At 62.3% G+C, this 14,977-nt stretch carries 15 protein-coding genes; 7 read left to right on the top strand and 8 right to left on the bottom strand.

What is annotated here, in order from left to right; all coding sequences use genetic code 11:
• The first annotated feature begins 71 nt into the window (after window positions 1-71).
• The gene (locus JL39_RS08050; protein WP_037148686.1) at window positions 72-659 is read left to right on the top strand and encodes an ATP-dependent Clp protease proteolytic subunit; all 588 of its coding nucleotides are present in this window, start codon (window positions 72-74) and stop codon (window positions 657-659) included.
• A gap of 65 nt (window positions 660-724) precedes the next feature.
• Here JL39_RS08050 and JL39_RS08045 read toward each other — a convergent pair whose 3' ends face one another.
• Window positions 725-1,759, bottom strand: a complete 1,035-nt coding sequence (locus JL39_RS08045) for a MerR family transcriptional regulator (protein ID WP_037148088.1) — start codon at window positions 1,757-1,759, stop codon at window positions 725-727.
• Window positions 1,760-1,976: 217 nt separating this feature from the next.
• Here JL39_RS08045 and JL39_RS08040 point away from each other — a divergent pair, with 217 nt between their 5' ends.
• The 3 genes from JL39_RS08040 to JL39_RS08030 all read left to right on the top strand — a co-directional run bounded on the left by JL39_RS08040 (window position 1,977) and on the right by JL39_RS08030 (window position 5,799).
• The gene (locus JL39_RS08040) at window positions 1,977-3,161 is read left to right on the top strand and encodes a benzoate/H(+) symporter BenE family transporter (protein WP_037148085.1); all 1,185 of its coding nucleotides are present in this window, start codon (window positions 1,977-1,979) and stop codon (window positions 3,159-3,161) included.
• Window positions 3,162-3,486: 325 nt separating this feature from the next.
• Complete coding sequence (gene leuA / locus JL39_RS08035; protein WP_037148084.1) at window positions 3,487-5,211, top strand: 2-isopropylmalate synthase; 1,725 nt, start codon at window positions 3,487-3,489, stop codon at window positions 5,209-5,211.
• A gap of 174 nt (window positions 5,212-5,385) precedes the next feature.
• The gene (locus JL39_RS08030) at window positions 5,386-5,799 is read left to right on the top strand and encodes a DUF559 domain-containing protein (protein WP_037148082.1); all 414 of its coding nucleotides are present in this window, start codon (window positions 5,386-5,388) and stop codon (window positions 5,797-5,799) included.
• Window positions 5,800-5,857: 58 nt separating this feature from the next.
• Here JL39_RS08030 and JL39_RS08025 read toward each other — a convergent pair whose 3' ends face one another.
• From JL39_RS08025 to JL39_RS08015, 3 genes are all read right to left on the bottom strand, one after another.
• A complete protein-coding gene (locus JL39_RS08025) occupies window positions 5,858-6,703 on the bottom strand; it encodes an anti-sigma factor (protein ID WP_037148080.1) in 846 nt (281 codons plus the stop codon).
• Window positions 6,704-6,705: 2 nt separating this feature from the next.
• Window positions 6,706-7,185, bottom strand: coding sequence for a sigma factor-like helix-turn-helix DNA-binding protein (locus JL39_RS08020; protein ID WP_037148077.1), 480 nt, complete (start codon window positions 7,183-7,185; stop codon window positions 6,706-6,708).
• A 95-nt stretch (window positions 7,186-7,280) separates the two neighbouring features.
• Window positions 7,281-8,234 (bottom strand): metallophosphoesterase, encoded by a 954-nt coding sequence (locus JL39_RS08015; protein ID WP_037148683.1) that lies wholly within the window; start codon window positions 8,232-8,234, stop codon window positions 7,281-7,283.
• 66 nt (window positions 8,235-8,300) lie between these two features.
• Between JL39_RS08015 and JL39_RS08010 the strand changes: the two genes are divergently transcribed.
• Window positions 8,301-8,789 carry an NUDIX domain-containing protein gene (locus JL39_RS08010; protein ID WP_037148075.1) on the top strand — a complete coding sequence of 163 codons (489 nt, stop codon included), beginning with the start codon at window positions 8,301-8,303 and terminating at the stop codon, window positions 8,787-8,789.
• Window positions 8,790-8,801: 12 nt separating this feature from the next.
• On the opposite strand, the gene JL39_RS08005 is transcribed toward JL39_RS08010, so the two are convergent.
• Window positions 8,802-9,791: a glutathione S-transferase family protein gene (locus tag JL39_RS08005; RefSeq protein WP_037148073.1), complete on the bottom strand. Its 990-nt coding sequence runs from the start codon at window positions 9,789-9,791 to the stop codon at window positions 8,802-8,804.
• A gap of 264 nt (window positions 9,792-10,055) precedes the next feature.
• On the opposite strand from JL39_RS08005, the gene JL39_RS08000 reads away from it, so the two are divergent.
• Both JL39_RS08000 and JL39_RS07995 read left to right on the top strand, forming a co-directional pair.
• Window positions 10,056-10,574 carry an N-acetyltransferase gene (locus tag JL39_RS08000; RefSeq protein ID WP_200883927.1) on the top strand — a complete coding sequence of 173 codons (519 nt, stop codon included), beginning with the start codon at window positions 10,056-10,058 and terminating at the stop codon, window positions 10,572-10,574.
• Between the two features lie 122 nt (window positions 10,575-10,696).
• Window positions 10,697-12,010 carry an MFS transporter gene (locus tag JL39_RS07995; protein WP_037148071.1) on the top strand — a complete coding sequence of 438 codons (1,314 nt, stop codon included), beginning with the start codon at window positions 10,697-10,699 and terminating at the stop codon, window positions 12,008-12,010.
• Between the two features lie 17 nt (window positions 12,011-12,027).
• Here the strand turns inward: JL39_RS07995 and JL39_RS07990 are convergent, their stop codons facing one another.
• Genes JL39_RS07990 through JL39_RS07980 form a run of 3 tightly spaced genes read right to left on the bottom strand, consistent with a single transcriptional unit; the run spans window position 12,028 to window position 14,972 of the window.
• The gene (locus JL39_RS07990; RefSeq protein WP_052182729.1) at window positions 12,028-12,447 is read right to left on the bottom strand and encodes a GNAT family N-acetyltransferase; all 420 of its coding nucleotides are present in this window, start codon (window positions 12,445-12,447) and stop codon (window positions 12,028-12,030) included.
• A gap of 37 nt (window positions 12,448-12,484) precedes the next feature.
• Window positions 12,485-12,901, bottom strand: a complete 417-nt coding sequence (locus tag JL39_RS07985; RefSeq protein WP_037148069.1) for a GNAT family N-acetyltransferase — start codon at window positions 12,899-12,901, stop codon at window positions 12,485-12,487.
• A 4-nt stretch (window positions 12,902-12,905) separates the two neighbouring features.
• A complete protein-coding gene (locus JL39_RS07980) occupies window positions 12,906-14,972 on the bottom strand; it encodes a membrane protein (protein WP_037148067.1) in 2,067 nt (688 codons plus the stop codon).
• Between the last annotated feature and the right edge of the window lie 5 nt (window positions 14,973-14,977).

The following is a 14,977-nucleotide window of genomic DNA, read 5'->3' as shown; positions in this document are numbered from 1 at the left end:
CTCCATTGTCTTACGGCGGCGAACACATTATGTCCCGTATCATGAATCCCATGCAGGAGACTGTGACCGTGATGAACGAAGAAGACGAAAACGACGAGAAGACGAAAGAATTGCCGCTCGGCAAGGAGACGGAGGCGAATCTTTTCAAGTCGCGTTCGATCTTCATCTATGGGCCGATCACCCAGGAACTGGCTCAGAAGGTCTGCACGCAGCTCGTGGCACTCTCCGCCGCCAGCGACGATGACATCCGCATCTATGTGAACTCGCCCGGCGGGCACGTGGAATCGGGCGATTCGATTCATGATATGATCAAGTTCATCAAGCCGAAGGTCTGGATGATCGGCACGGGTTGGGTGGCATCGGCCGGTGCACTGATCTATGTCGCCGCGCCGAAGGAGCGTCGTATCGCGCTGCCGAATACCCGCTTCCTGCTGCACCAACCGTCCGGCGGCACGCGGGGCATGGCATCCGATATCGAGATCCAGGCGCGCGAGATCATCAAGATGAACGAGCGGCTGATCAAGATCTTCTCCAAGGCCACAGGCCAGTCGGAGGACAAGATCGCCAAGGATATCGACCGCGACTACTGGCTCGGCGCAGAAGAGGCCAAGGACTACGGCCTTGTGTCTCGGATCATCACCTCACAGAACGAAATCTGACGCGTTTGAATTCCTAAAGACGGGGCCCCGCCGGCATTACCGGCGGGGCTTTTTTGTCTCAGGGGTTAGGCTACCTGCGGCCGCCAGGCGATGACGCCTTCGGTGCGGGCTCGAATCTTAGGTGAAGCAAGGCAGGTCGCGACGGCTTCAAAGCCCGGCGCGCCCGGATAGGGCATCACCCGGACCGGCGGATTGTGGTTGGCCGGGCAGTGGATGATCGCCTCGTCAGGGCCGACGGCGGCGAGATCGAGGATAGCCGACGAGCGCGTCAGCATGAAGAGCGGGCATGCATCGGATCTGCGACTGCGCAGATGCGCGATGACGGCCTCCTGCGTGGCTTGATCCAGTCCCTGTTCGATCATATCAATGACCAGGACGGCCGCATCGTCGGCTTCCAATGCGGCGACGAGCGCGATCAGGGCCGGCGATATCGTTGCGCCGTCCTCGACAAGCCAGGCCAGCGTTTGCTCGACCTGGGCTTTCAGCGCAGGATCGGCTTTCATTCGAACTCCTGCTTCGGCGGCATCGTCCTTTACGCGATCGAGGCCGACGAAAGCAGCGCCTGGCAGATGGTCGGCGATCGCCTTGGCGAGCCGCGTCTTGCCGCTGCCGAGCGGGCCGATGATGTAGTTCAGCGGCTTGATGTCCGTGAGCTCGAACCGTTCCCCGCCCCAGGGCCAGGGCAGGTCGAAGGCGGCGACCACCTCGGCCGCCGGTTTGGCCAGCCGCACGAGTTCGTTGATCTTCGGCGGACGGCCTTCGGCCAGATCGGTGCGGAGTGTGCGAACCGTCCGGACCGTCTCGGCGATACGGCGGGCTTCGGTTTCAAGTCGTATCTGGTGAGCGGCAAGCACCGGTTCGAGGCCTTGCGGATCACCCTTCAGAATCCGCGCCACCTGGGCGAGGCTGAGGCCGAGCGCTCTCAGTGCTGCGATCTCGGCGGCACGAGCCAATTCGGCAGGGCCATAGGTCCGCCAGCCGGCTGAGGTGCGGGCTGGCGAAACCAGGCCGCGCTGTTCGTAAAGGCGGAGCGCCTTTGGAGATATGCCGAGCCGCTCGGCGGCCTCGGACGCATTCAGATATTGTGCGGTAGACGTCAAGGAATCACCTCGTAGGTTGTTGACCGCTCCTCTATCGGGGCAGCCCCAAGGGCCGGGTCAACCCTGTTTGTGAGGACACGGCGGATTATCGATCGCCGCCATTCTTTCGCCCACGACTTTTCGCCTCAAGCCGTACCCTTATGCCGCAAACGCGCCTTGCCTTTCCCGCAGGGCTTATGCTCGATAGCGATTTTCGTGTTCACGAGTCCCGCCCGAGATGCTCAAGGATTTCTCCGTCTCCGCCCTGATGATGGGCCTGCTTACCGCCTTCGTCGGTTTCGTCAGTTCCTTTGCCGTCATCATGCAGGGATTGCAGGCGATGGGCGCGACCTCACCGGAGATCGCTTCGGCGCTGCTTGCGCAATCCGTCTCGATGGGCCTGCTGGCGATCGTCTTCTCAGCGTGGTTCCGTATGCCGATCAGCATCGCCTGGTCGACGCCGGGTGCCGCGCTGCTTGCCGGCATCAGCGTGATCGAGGGCGGATTTCCCGCAGTCGTTGGCGCTTTCGTCGTCTGCGGCGCGTTGATCGTGCTCTCGGGCCTCTTCCGGCCGCTTGGCCGGGTGATCCGCATGATCCCGGCGCCGCTCGCCAACGCCATGCTTGCCGGGATTCTGCTCAGCCTTTGTCTCGCGCCGGTGAAGGCGGTGGCGTTCAATGCCGCGCTCGGCCTGCCGATCGTGCTCACATGGATGGTGGTGGTTTCGCGCTGGCGGCTCTGGGCCGTGCCGGCGGCACTCGTTGCACTCGTGCTGGTGCTGATCTTCGGGGTCGAACTGCCGGCGGATACGATGGAACAGATCGGTGCGGCGATCCATCCGGACCTCACGTTCATCGAGCCTGTCTTCACCTGGAGCGGGATCGTTTCCGTCGCAGTGCCGCTTTTCATCGTCACCATGGCATCCCAGAACATTCCGGGCATCGCGATCCTCAAGGTGCATCATTACGAGCCGCCGCCGGGTTTGCTGTTTGCCGGCACAGGCATCTTCTCGATCCTCGGCGGGCTCACCGGCGGTGTGCCGGTCAACATGGCGGCGATCACCGCTGCCATGTGCGCCAGCGAGGATGCCCATCCCGATCCCGCAAAACGATACTGGGCAGCGATCGTCGGCGGCTTCGGCTATATCGGACTCGGTCTTGTCGCCGGCGGCATCATAGCCTTCGTGTCGCTGGCTCCACCGATCCTCTTGCAGGCGGTGGCAGGGCTAGGTCTCGTCAACGCCTTCTCCAGCGCGGCCTTCGCAGCCTATCGGGAACCGGAAACGCGTGAGGCTGCGGCGATCACCTTCCTCGTCACCGCCTCGGGAGCCTCGTTTGCCGGCATTTCCGGCGCGTTCTGGGGGCTGGTCGCCGGCGGCGCGATGATGGCGCTCAGGCATTTCATGCAATCGCCGAAAAAGTAACCGGGGGCTTGCCTCGATTCTCAGCCGCGGCTATACATCCGCCCATGACCATGACAGGCGCAATCATGTCCGACCGTTTGCCGACCAGCCGCATCGCGGCCGGGGCAACGGTTCTTGCGCTTTCCTCGCTTCTTAGCCTCGACCTTACGCGCGGTTGCCGGGTCCGTTGAGGAGCGCCCGGCGGCCGATCAAGCCTGCCGGCGTAAGAGCTCCTCTCACAAACGTTCAAGACCGATCCACATCAGACCGTTAAAGGTCCGCATCGGCAATGGCTTTGCCCCGAAGGGCGCCAAGCGATGCGTGAAGCGAGAAGAGACTCCAGATCATGGACGCCAAGACCCAATCTCCTGAAATGCCGACCGTGAAACACGGCATGCCGGAAGCGGCGATGAAATACCGCGCCTATCCGACAATCAACATTCCCGACCGCACCTGGCCGTCGAAAACCATCACGAAGGCGCCGATCTGGTGCTCCGTCGACTTGCGCGACGGCAACCAGTCGCTGGTCAATCCGATGGGCCACGACCGCAAGGCCCGCATGTTCCGCCTGCTGCTCGACATGGGCTTCAAGGAGATCGAGGTCGGCTTTCCCTCCGCTTCGCAGACCGATTTCGACTTTGCACGCTGGTGCGTGGAAGAGGGCGGCGTGCCGGAAGACGTTTCCATGCAGGTGCTGGTGCAGTGCCGGCCGGAGCTGATCACCCGTACCTTCGAGGCACTGGAAGGCGCACACCAGCCGATCATCCATTTCTACAATTCCACCAGTGAACTGCAGCGCCGCGTGGTGTTCGCCAAGGACGTCGCCGGCGTCAAGCAGATCGCCGTCTATGCGGCGAAGATGATCACCGACATGGCGGCAAAGGCAGGCGGCGGCTATCGTTTCCAGTATTCGCCGGAGAGTTTTACGGGCACCGAGCTGGACGTGGCGCTGGAGATCTGCAACGCGGTGATCGAGGTGGTGAAGCCGACCGCCGACAACAAGCTGATCATCAACCTGCCCTCGACCGTCGAGATGGCGACACCGAACATCTATGCCGACCAGATCGAATGGATGTGCCGCAACATCGACAACCGCGAGAACATCATCATCTCGCTGCATCCGCATAACGACCGCGGCACCGGCATCGCGGCGACGGAACTGGGATTGATGGCGGGCGCAGACCGCGTCGAAGGCACGCTGTTCGGCAATGGCGAGCGCACCGGCAATGTCGATATCGTCACGCTGGCGCTCAACATGTTTACCCAGGGCGTCGATCCGGAACTGGATTGCTCGGATATCGAGCGGATCAAGGCGGTCTACGAATATTCAAACGAGATGAAGATCCCGGAGCGCCACCCTTACGTCGGCGAACTGGTCTACACGGCCTTTTCCGGCTCGCACCAGGATGCGATCAACAAGGGCATGAAGGCGATCAGGCAGGCCAACGACCCCCATTGGGAAGTGCCTTACCTGCCGATCGACCCGCGCGATGTCGGCCGCTCCTACGAGGCGATCATCCGCATCAACTCGCAGTCCGGCAAGGGGGGCATCGCCTATATCCTGCAGGAGGATTACGGGCTGAACCTGCCGCGCAACCTGCAGGTCGAATTCCGCGAGGACATCCAGCGGATCACCGACGAAGAGGGCGTGGAGCTTCCTTCCAAGCGCATCTACGACCGCTTCATCGAGCGCTACGTGGAACAGCCCGGCGCGCGGCTGAAATTCGTCGACCATCACACCTATCCGGCAGGTAGCGATCACAAGGGGGTTCGGATCGTGGCAGCCGAGATCACCGATCGCGGCGAGGTGAAGCGCATCGAGGGGAAGGGGACGGGGCCGATCGACGGATTCATCAACGCGCTCTCGACCTATCTTGGCATCGACATGTCGGTCGCCGATTATTCCGAGCACTCGCTGCAGCACGGCTCCAACGCTTCCGCCATCGCCTATGTGGAAATTGAGTATCCGGGCGGAAAGCTGTTCGGTGCCGGCATCAACACCAACATCGTCGCGGCTTCGCTGGAGGCGATCGTCTCGGCGGCAAACCGGGTGCTGGCGACGAAGGGGTGAGAGTGGACCTGTTTACAATCGCCCCTCACCCTAACCCTCTCCCCGCTTGCGGGGAGAGGGAACGTGCCCCTATCTCCCCGTCCGCCAGGTCGAAAGGCTTGAGGGGAATTGGTCGGCATATTTCCTTCTCCCCGTGAAACGGGGAGAAGGTCCCGGCAGGGGGATGAGGGGCAGATGCGCGGGGGAAAGCCGAAGATAATCAGTCGCGCACGGTCATTGCGGCAGTTCGACAATGATGCGGAGGCGAAGCTTTGGGCTGAATTGCGCGGGCGGCGCTTGAACGGCTTTAAGTTCGTTCGGCAATTTCCGGTCGGACCTTACTTTGCGGATTTTGTTTGCGGTGAGAGACGGTTGATGATCGAGGTCGATGGTAGTCAGCATGCCGACAGTGAATACGATCGCCAGCGCGATCAGTTCATGACCACTCAAGGATGGTCGGTCGTGCGTTTCTGGAACGTAGACGTATTGAATGAGATGGGGCCAGTGCTCGAAACCGTCGTCGCTATTTTGGATGGCCGGTTGAGAGAACCTGTCGAAGCGTATGACCTCAGATTTATTCCAGCAGGAGTTGATTGCTCTTCGCCCTAACCCTATCCCCGCGCAGGCGGAGAGAGGGTACGGAGCAAGCGGATTCCCGATTGCAGGCTCAGATCAGTCCCGCCGCCTTGGCCGCGATGTCGTCCAGATCGGCGGCGGAGGAGGGGCCGACGACCATGTAGGTCGCGAGCGGGGTCACCCAGGAAACGAGGCCCGTGTCATTGCGGATCTCCTCGATCGAGCGGTTTCCCTCCAGCCGGGTCTTGGTGAAAGAAATGGCGACCACGTCGCCGTCCCCGTCGCCATCGGTGCGCCGGTAGAGAAGCTGGCCGACCGGCACGTCGCCGGCGGGGAACAGACGTGCCCCCTGAAAGGTCAAGCCGCTGTCGCTGAGATCGGGAATGCGGAAGCCGACGCCGGTATTGGTCGTCAGCCATTCGAGAATATCTGCGGGCCTTTCAGCGGGTATCTCCGCAAGATGATTGGTCTGCCGTGCATAGAGCCGATAATGGGCGATGACGTCGTCGACCCAGTCGCGGCTGTTCGCAGCAGTCGCTGAAATCAGTGCAGTCTCCGATGCGACGGGGCGGGCGCCAACGAGGTACCCGATCCCGCCACCAAGGAGGAAAAAGACAAGGCAGGCGCCGGCGATCTGGGGGCCGGAGGGCTTTAACGAAAGTGTCGGATGCGGCGCGTGCGGCAGGCGGATGGCCTTGCGCGGCAGCGCCGCATTCCTGATGGCGCGGACGAGATCGAGCGGCACCGGTTCCTTCAGCATGTCTTCGAAGGCGCGCCGGCCGGTTTCGGCCCCATGCTTCAGCGCGTCGTGCAGCGCCCGGGCCTGCGGGTCGTTGACCAGCAATTCCTCGACATCCTGCCGGTCGCGCTCGGTGGCCTGCCCGTCGATATAGGCAGAGAGCTGCAGCTCAAGCGGCGATGGTTTGAAGGCTCCCATGATCAGGCTCGACGCTCGCTTGTTGCGGTGCCGACGGAGGAAAGCTTCAGACGGGCGGCGCAGAGCCGGGCCACGAACTGATCGGCCGGGATGCCGAGGATCGCAGCCGCTTCGGCATAGGTAAAACCCTCCACGTCCGCCAGCAGCAGGGCGCTCGCGAGCCCTTCCGGCATGGACAGAAGCGCATTCGATGATTTGCGATTTCCGGGGGCGTTGCCGCTATCGGCGGCATCCGGATTTACCCGTTTGCGCTTGCGTGATTCGTCCGCACGGGTGCTGCGCATCATGCTGAAGAGCCAGTTCTCCAGCCGGTCTTCGCCTTTCCAATGATGGCTCTTCTGGATCGCCCGGTCGGCGACCTCGCGCACCAGAGCGTCCGCTTCCGGCGCATTTCCCGTCAGCGTCAGCGCGAAACGGCGCAGGCGCGGCAGGAGGGCGACGAGGTCGCGCCGAATATCGGTCGATAAGCTCGCTGGGTTCATGGACGAGGATGCTCTCGCGGTTGCGTTACAATGACGGCTGCAAGCTACTAGCTATGACCGGATTGTGGCGATTCCGCAACAATCACAGATTGATTCTACAACATTCTGGCCGCTTCGGGAATCGATGCCGTAGCCGGGAGTTCGCCGTAGAGAAGCCGGCTGTTGTCGAGTGCGACGCCATCGCCGTTCTCCGTCAGGCTGTGACGCTCGCACAGAAGGTTCCAGGCGCCCGGTTCTCCCGACAGCGTGAAGAGGTTGTAGGCCGCGCGCGGCTTATGGCCCCCCGGGCCTTGCGAGGCGGAGGCTATACCGACGACCGGTACCTGGCCGTGATGGCTCGTCAGCCAGTAGAGCGTGTTGAGATGTGTGTGGCCGTGCAGGACCAGTTCGGCCCCGCCGGTGGAGATGGCGGCAGCGAAGCGGCGGATACCGATCATGCGCTTGTGCGAGGACGTGGCGCGGTGGATCGGCGGGTGATGGATCAGCACGACGCGGAACAGCCCTTCCTCGCCGGCCTTTTTCAGAAGGTTTACCGTCTCGCGCGCCTGCCGGGGGCTGTAGTATCCCGAAGCGGAGAAGGGGGGCGTGGCGTTCGAGGTGGAGCAGCCGATGATCGCGACCGGCCCACGCCGGCGGAAGGTGGGGAAGACGTGGTCGTCCTGCGGCCAATCCGCCGGCCCATCGTCGCTCCTGATGAAGGGATACCAGGCGTTGACCGACTTGTCGTGCGCGCCCGGCACATAGGCGTCGTGATTGCCAGGCACGACAGTGGTCTCGATCGGGTCGCCGATCGTCTCCAGCCATTCGCCGGCAAGCCTGATTTCGATACCGGTTGCAAGATTGACAAGGTCGCCGGTTACGACCAGATGGTCCGGTTCATGCGTCTTCAAATCGCTTAAAAGCAGGTCGAGGGTGTTGACGAAAAGATGCTTGCGCCGGTTGCGATGCCAGTTCACAAAACCTGTGATGCGCTTCGAGAAAAGCTCGCGGAGCGAAAGTCTTGGAAGCGGTCCCAAATGGATATCGGAAATATGCGCGAATTTGAACATGGCGCACACATAACGCATCGTCGGGGAAATCGTTATCGATTTCTCCGGCTGCTCTCGGAGTTATGAATGAGTGAAGTGGGCATTCCGGAGATCCGTGGATTTCGGAGCAGAGCGATGGTCTGGCTGGCGCATCGGTTCTTCATCCTGAAGCGCGGCATGACGCTCGGCGTGCGCGCCGCCTGCTTCGATGCGGAAGGCCGTATCTTCCTTGTCCGCCACACCTATGTCGCGGGGTGGTATATGCCGGGCGGCGGCATGGAACGGCACGAGACCGCGCTCGCGGCACTTCGCAAGGAATTGCGCGAAGAAGGCAATCTTGAAATCTGCGGAGAGCCCGAGCTTTTCCACGTCTACTACAATCGCAACACCAGCCGGCGCGACCATGTCCTGTTCTATCGAGTGACCGTGGAACAGATCGCCCCACGCATGCCGGATATCGAAATCGCCGAGAGCGGCTTCTTCGCACTGGACGCATTGCCAAAGGATGCGACGGTTGCGACGCGAAGCCGAATCAAGGAGTTAAGCGGAGAATCTGAGAAATCGGATTACTGGTGAGAGGCAGGTTACTCACGCCGCTTTCATCAATTTCTCCCGCCCGTGCGGCGTATCGAGATCGACCGCCGGGCCGACGGGCACGATGCCGGTCGGGTTGATGGTGCGGTGGCTGCCGTAATAGTGATGCTTGATGTGGAACAGGTTGCAGGTCTCCGCCACGCCCGGATGCTGGTAGAGGTCGCGCAGGTAGCCTGAGAGGTTCGGGTAGTCGACGATGCGGCGGATGTTGCACTTGAAGTGGCCGACATAGACGGGGTCAAAGCGCAACAGGGTGGTGAACAGTCGCCAATCGGCCTCGGTCAGGCGATCGCCAGAGAGGTAACGGCTACCGGCAAGCCGCTTTTCCAGAATGTCGAGCGTCTCGAACAGGCGTTTGACGGCCTGTTCATAGGCGTCCTGAGCGGTGGCGAAGCCGGCCTTGTAGACGCCGTTATTGACCGTGTCGTAGACGAGGGCGTTCAGCTTGTCGATCTCGTCGCGCAGGTCTTCCGGGTAGAAGTCCGCCGTTGAGCCGGTGAGGGCGTCAAAGGCGCTGTTGAACATTCGGATGATCTCCGAACTCTCGTTCGAAACGATCGTCTGCTGCTGCTTGTCCCACAGGATTGGCACCGTGACACGACCGGAATAGTTCGGATCGGCTTTCAGATAGACCTGATAGAGATAATCCGAGCCGAAGAGATCATCGCCCGTGGCGCCTTCGCGTTTCTTGAACTCCCAGCCGTTCTCCAGCATCAGGTAATCGACGACAGAAACGGAGATCAGGTCTTCCAGTTCTTTCAGCTTGCGGAAGATCAGCGTGCGGTGCGCCCATGGACAGGCATAGGAGACATAGAGGTGGTAGCGCCCGGCTTCCGCCTTGAAGCCGCTCCGGCCGGAGGGACCGGCGGAACCATCGGCCGTTACCCAGTTGCGGAACTGCGACGCGGCGCGTTTGAAATGGCCCTTGCTTCCTTTCGTATCGTACCAGACGTCCTGCCATTTTCCATCGACGAGCATGCCCATGGCGGTCTCCTTCGGTTCCTTTGTGGCAATAGATACGGAGACGGCGGAAGATTGCGAGGCATGAATTTATGAACGCTGCGTTTTTGCATTGGACGAGCGGAAAATTTCCTGATACGTGCATTTCCGCAAATTTGGAGACTGTTTTTCCCAATGACTGAAGCACGGGCACTGCGACGACGTTGATCTTTTGACAAGGCGCCTTTGAAGGGCGTCATCGAGATTGCCTGTCCTGTCCGCTCCTTTTTCTACGGCTTCGGTCCATCCATGTCCCAGCACGAACTTCTGCATAAACACGAACTTGTCTATCTCACAGAGGACGCATCCCACGATGACGTCATCGAGCTGATCAATGCCGAGGCCTTCGGCCCGGGGCGGCATGCCCGCGCTGCCGCACGTATCCGCGAGCAGGGGCCGCATGACCGTTCACTTTCCTTCGTCTGCACCGACGACGGCGAGACGATCGCGTCGGTGCGGATGACGCCGGTCCTCGCGGGCGACGTGAAGGGCCATCTCCTGGGACCGCTCGCGGTTCGCCCATCGCACAAGAACCGCGGCATCGGACGGGAACTGGTGCGGATTGCCATCGAAGCAGCCAAGCGCAAGGGTTCGGAAGCGGTGATCCTGGTCGGTGACCCTCCTTACTACGGCCCGCTCGGCTTCGAAAAGGTCGCCTACAACGCACTCGAATTCCCGGGACCTGTCGATCCGGGCCGCGTTCTGGTCGTTCCCATTTCAGGAGATGTGCATGCGCGTCTCAGGGGAACGATCGGCTGGCGTCCATAGGACAATTCCATTAAGCCTCTACCGGTGCGCCGGCTGTGACTGCCGGCGAGATTCGGCAGAACGCATTCCGTGTCCTGAAACCGCTGCGTGTTTCGGGACATGCCGCGCTAGGGGGCAAATGCATGACGGCTATCACGATGGATGAGGCGCTCGACCGTGCGGGTGCGGGGACCTACCAGCGACGGCTGATGGCAATCTTTGGCCTTGTCTGGACCGCGGATGCGATGCAGGTCCTGGCGGTCGGTTTCACCGCGGCGTCGATCGCAGCGACCTTCGGTCTCACCGTGCCGCAGGCGCTGCAGACCGGTACGGTCTTTTTCCTTGGCATGCTGCTTGGCGCCATGGGCTTCGGCAGGCTTGCCGACCGGATCGGCCGTCGCCGGGTGCTGATCGCAACCGTTGCCTGCGACGCCTTGTTCGGCACGCTTTCCGTCTTCGCGCCCGATTTCACCATCCTGCTCGTGCTTCGCTTCCTGACCGGGGCGGCCGTCGGCGGCACGCTGCCGGTCGATTACGCAATGATGGCGGAGTTCCTGCCCGCCAGGAACCGCGGCCGCTGGCTGGTTCTGCTGGAAGGCTTCTGGGCGATCGGAACGCTGATCGTAGCACTCGCCGCCTGGGCGGCCAGCCTTGCCGGTGTTGCGGATGCCTGGCGCTATATCTTCGCGGTGACGGCCATTCCTGCGCTCGCCGGAGTCGGCCTTCGTTTCCTCGTGCCGGAATCTCCGCTCTACCTGGTGCGCTCCGGCCGCAGCGACGAAGCCAAGGCGATCGTCGATCGGATGCTCATCGTCAATGGTCATTCGCGGCTTGCTTCTGGCACCAGTCTCGTTCCGCCGCCTCCTGTCGCGGCGACCGGTATCTTTTCCCCGGAACTGCGCCAGCGCAGCATCATGATCCTGGCGATCTGGTTCCTCGTTTCGGTTTCCTATTACGGCGTCTTCACCTGGATGCCGGCCAGGCTCGCCAGCGAAGGGTTCGGCTTTGTGCGCGGCTATGGATTCCTCGTGCTGGTCGCGTTGGCGCAGCTGCCGGGATACGCACTCGCCGCCCACGGTGTCGAAAAATGGGGGCGCAAGCCGACGCTGATCGGTTTCTGCCTGCTTTCAGCGCTCGGTTGCCTGCTTTTCGTCATGGCACCCTTCGCCCTCCTGATCGGGATCGCGCTGCTGCTGATGAGTTTCGCGCTGCTCGGCACCTGGGGTGCGCTCTACGCCTATACGCCGGAACTCTATCCGACGACCTCGCGAGCGACCGGCATGGGAGCGGCGGGCGCCATGGCGCGGCTTGGCGGCCTGCTTGCCCCGTCGCTGGTGGGTTATGTCGTCGCACAGGGGCTTGGGCTGACGATCGGCATATTTGCCGGCCTCCTGGTGATCGCCGCCGTAGCAGCCCAGCTGATCGATACGGAAACGCGTCAAGCATCGCTCGCCTGACGCCTTTCCGGATCCGATCAGAACCGCTTTTCCAGCCACGTCACCGTATGGCCTCCCGTGAGGCCATTCAGACTGCCGATCTCGCTGTAGCCCTGCTTCCGATATAATTTCAGAGCCCGTGGGTTCATGGTGTCGATATAGGCGCCGACGCAGCCGCGCGAACGGGCCTCGGTTTCCGCCATCTCCAGCATCCGACCGGCAAGGCCTCGGCCGCGCAACTCCTCGGGGATATAAAGCATCGAAATGTAGAGCCAGCCGCGACCGGTATAGCCCGTCAACCCTCCGACGAGATTACCATCCGGATTGTAAAGCGGCACGGCGAGTTCCCGCCGCCCGCTTCCTCCGAAGGTGTCGACATTATACTCCTTGAGCCGGTCGAGGATGATCTCCTCGTCCTCCGGCGTGACACCTTCGATGAGTTTCAGTTCGATATCCATGGGCAACGCCTGCTCGTCCTAGGCGCGAATGGATAACTTAAAGCTCCTTCTTTAGGAAGATGCGCGTGCGACCCTTTGGAAAATCGGGCAACTCACCGAAAATCTCGTAACCCTGGCGCATATAGGCCTTACGGGCGACCGGGCTGAACGTGTCGATCCAGGCGCCGTGACAACCGCGGGCACGGGCCTCCCGTTCGGCTTCCGTCAAGAGCTTGCCGGCCATGCCGCCACCGCGCAACGCGTCGGGAATGAAGAGCCACTGGGTGAAGAGCCAGCCCCAGGCGGTATAGCCAGAAAGGCCGCCGATCACCTTGCCCTCGATATCGCGGATCAGAACAGCGAGCGGCTTGCGCTCGGACGGGCCGACGTCAGCATCGTTGAAGGCGGCAAGTCCTTCGCCGATGGCAGCCAAATCCTCGGCGCAAGGCGAGGCGGTCACTTCGAACTGAGACATCCGTCTATCGACCCTCGCGCCACCACATGGCCGAAACCGCAAGGAGCAGGGCGGCAAGGCCGGCGAACCCGGCAAACAGCGGCAGCGTGTTGATCCCCCGCAGCACGGTCTCGTCCGTCAGGCGGATCACCAGACGGTCGGGGTCATTGACGCGCACCTCGCCGCGGACGGGCAGGATGTCCGGCAACGACACACCGGATCCCGACGCGACACGGGTGACGAGGCCATGGGTCTTGTCGGCATAGGGTTTCAGAGTCTCCTCGGTCGAAATCATCGCCTTGAATTCCGGGGCGTCGACCGCACCGACATGGACAAGGGTCGAAAACTGGCCGTTGGTCACCTCGAAAAGGCCGGTTTCCTCCATGCGGCGCTCCAGCCGGTACTCACCGGGACCGGCAGCCGTCATCGGCACGGTTTCGGTTCGGCCTGACGGATATCTGATCGTCGCAGGTCCTGGGTCGTCACCGATCGTCTGGCGCGTTGCTTCCAACGTGCGCCCGACGGCCCGGGCGGTCAGCGCCTCTTCCTCCAGCTCCGGCTCCTTCATCAGCCAGTGGGCGATGCGGCGGTAGAGCGAGACGTGCGGACCGCCGCCTTCGAAGCCGCGCGCCCACAGCCATCCCTGGTCGGAGAGCAGCATGGCGACACGGCCTTCGCCCTGGCGGTTCAGGACGAGAAGCGGACGGTTGCCGTCGCCTTCCATCACTGTCTGGCCCTGCGGCGTATCGACATCGATGGTCCGGAACCAGCGACCCCAGGAGGGCGGGGTCTGGTTCGAACCGTCGAGCCCTCGGGTGACCGGATGCTTCTGTCCCGCTTCAGATAGATGCGGATAGAAGCCGGCGTTGTGGACCTCACCGGTGGGGGCGGCAGGCAGGACCTGTTCCAAGGGCGTCGAAGCGATCGAATCCTCGCCGGCATGCTCGGGGCCGGCGGCAATCAGCAGCGCACCGCCGTTCTGCACATACTGCGCGATGTAATCGTAATAGAGGATCGGCAACACGCCGCGATGCTTGTAACGGTCGAAGATGATCAGGTCGAAATCCTTGATCTTTTCGACGAAGAGCTCGCGGGTCGGGAAGGCGATCAGCGACAGTTCGTTGATCGGCGTACCGTCCTGCTTTTCCGGCGGACGCAGGATGGTGAAGTGGACGAGGTCAACCGAAGCGTCGGATTTCAGGAGGTTGCGCCAGGCGCGCTCGCCCGCATGCGGTTCGCCGGAGACAAGCAGGACGCGGAGATTCTGGCGGATGCCGTCGATGACGTGGACGGCACGGTTGTTGGCGGTCGTCACTTCGCCGGGAAGCTCGGCGACCGAGAATTCCATGACGTTGTTGCCGCCGCGCGGGACAGTGAAGGAGAAGGGCGTTTCCGCACCGGGCGTTGCCTGCAGCGTGGCGATCTGCTGGCCGTTCATCCGTACCGTCACCTGCGCCGTGCCGCCATTGGAGCGGCCGTCATCGAAGACGCGGAGCGTGAGTTCCTGTTCCTCGCCAACAATGCCGAAACGCGGTGCCCGCACCACTTCGACGCGGCGGTCGAACTCGTCCGGCTGGCCGGTGATCAGGCCGTGGACAGGGGCGTTGAAGCCGAGATCCTGATTGATGCCGGGAAGATCGTGGATCTGGCCATCGGTGAGGAAAACCGTGCCGCCGATGCGAGCCGGGGGGACATCGGAAATCGCGGAGCGCAGAGCGGTAAAGAGCTTTGTCGACGGCGTGTCGGAATCGCCGTCATCGGCGACTTCGACGACACGGGTCTCGATGCGCGGGTAGCGGGAGAAGCGGTCCTGCAGGCTCGCAAGCGCTTCATCGGTCTGCTCTTTGCGCCCAGCGGTATCCTGGCTTTGGGAGCGGTCGACGATGATCGGCACGACGGTCGAGAGCTGCTCCCGGTCTTCCTGCATCAGCGTGGGATTGGCAAGCGCCAGAAGCAGGGCGGCGAGCGCCAGCGTCCGCAGCGTCGCGCCGCGCACACCGCGCCAGAAGGCAAGCGCGGCGAGGATGACGGCAAGTACGCCGAGACCGGCAAGGATCGGCCAGGGGAAGAAGGGGGCGAATTCGATGGTCATCGTCA

The sequence above is a fragment of the Rhizobium sp. YS-1r genome, assembly GCF_000757525.1.
Lineage (GTDB): Bacteria > Pseudomonadota > Alphaproteobacteria > Rhizobiales > Rhizobiaceae > Neorhizobium > Neorhizobium petrolearium.
The sequence above is the reverse complement of the archived record's forward strand: the minus strand, read 5'-3'. Positions and strand labels throughout refer to the sequence as shown.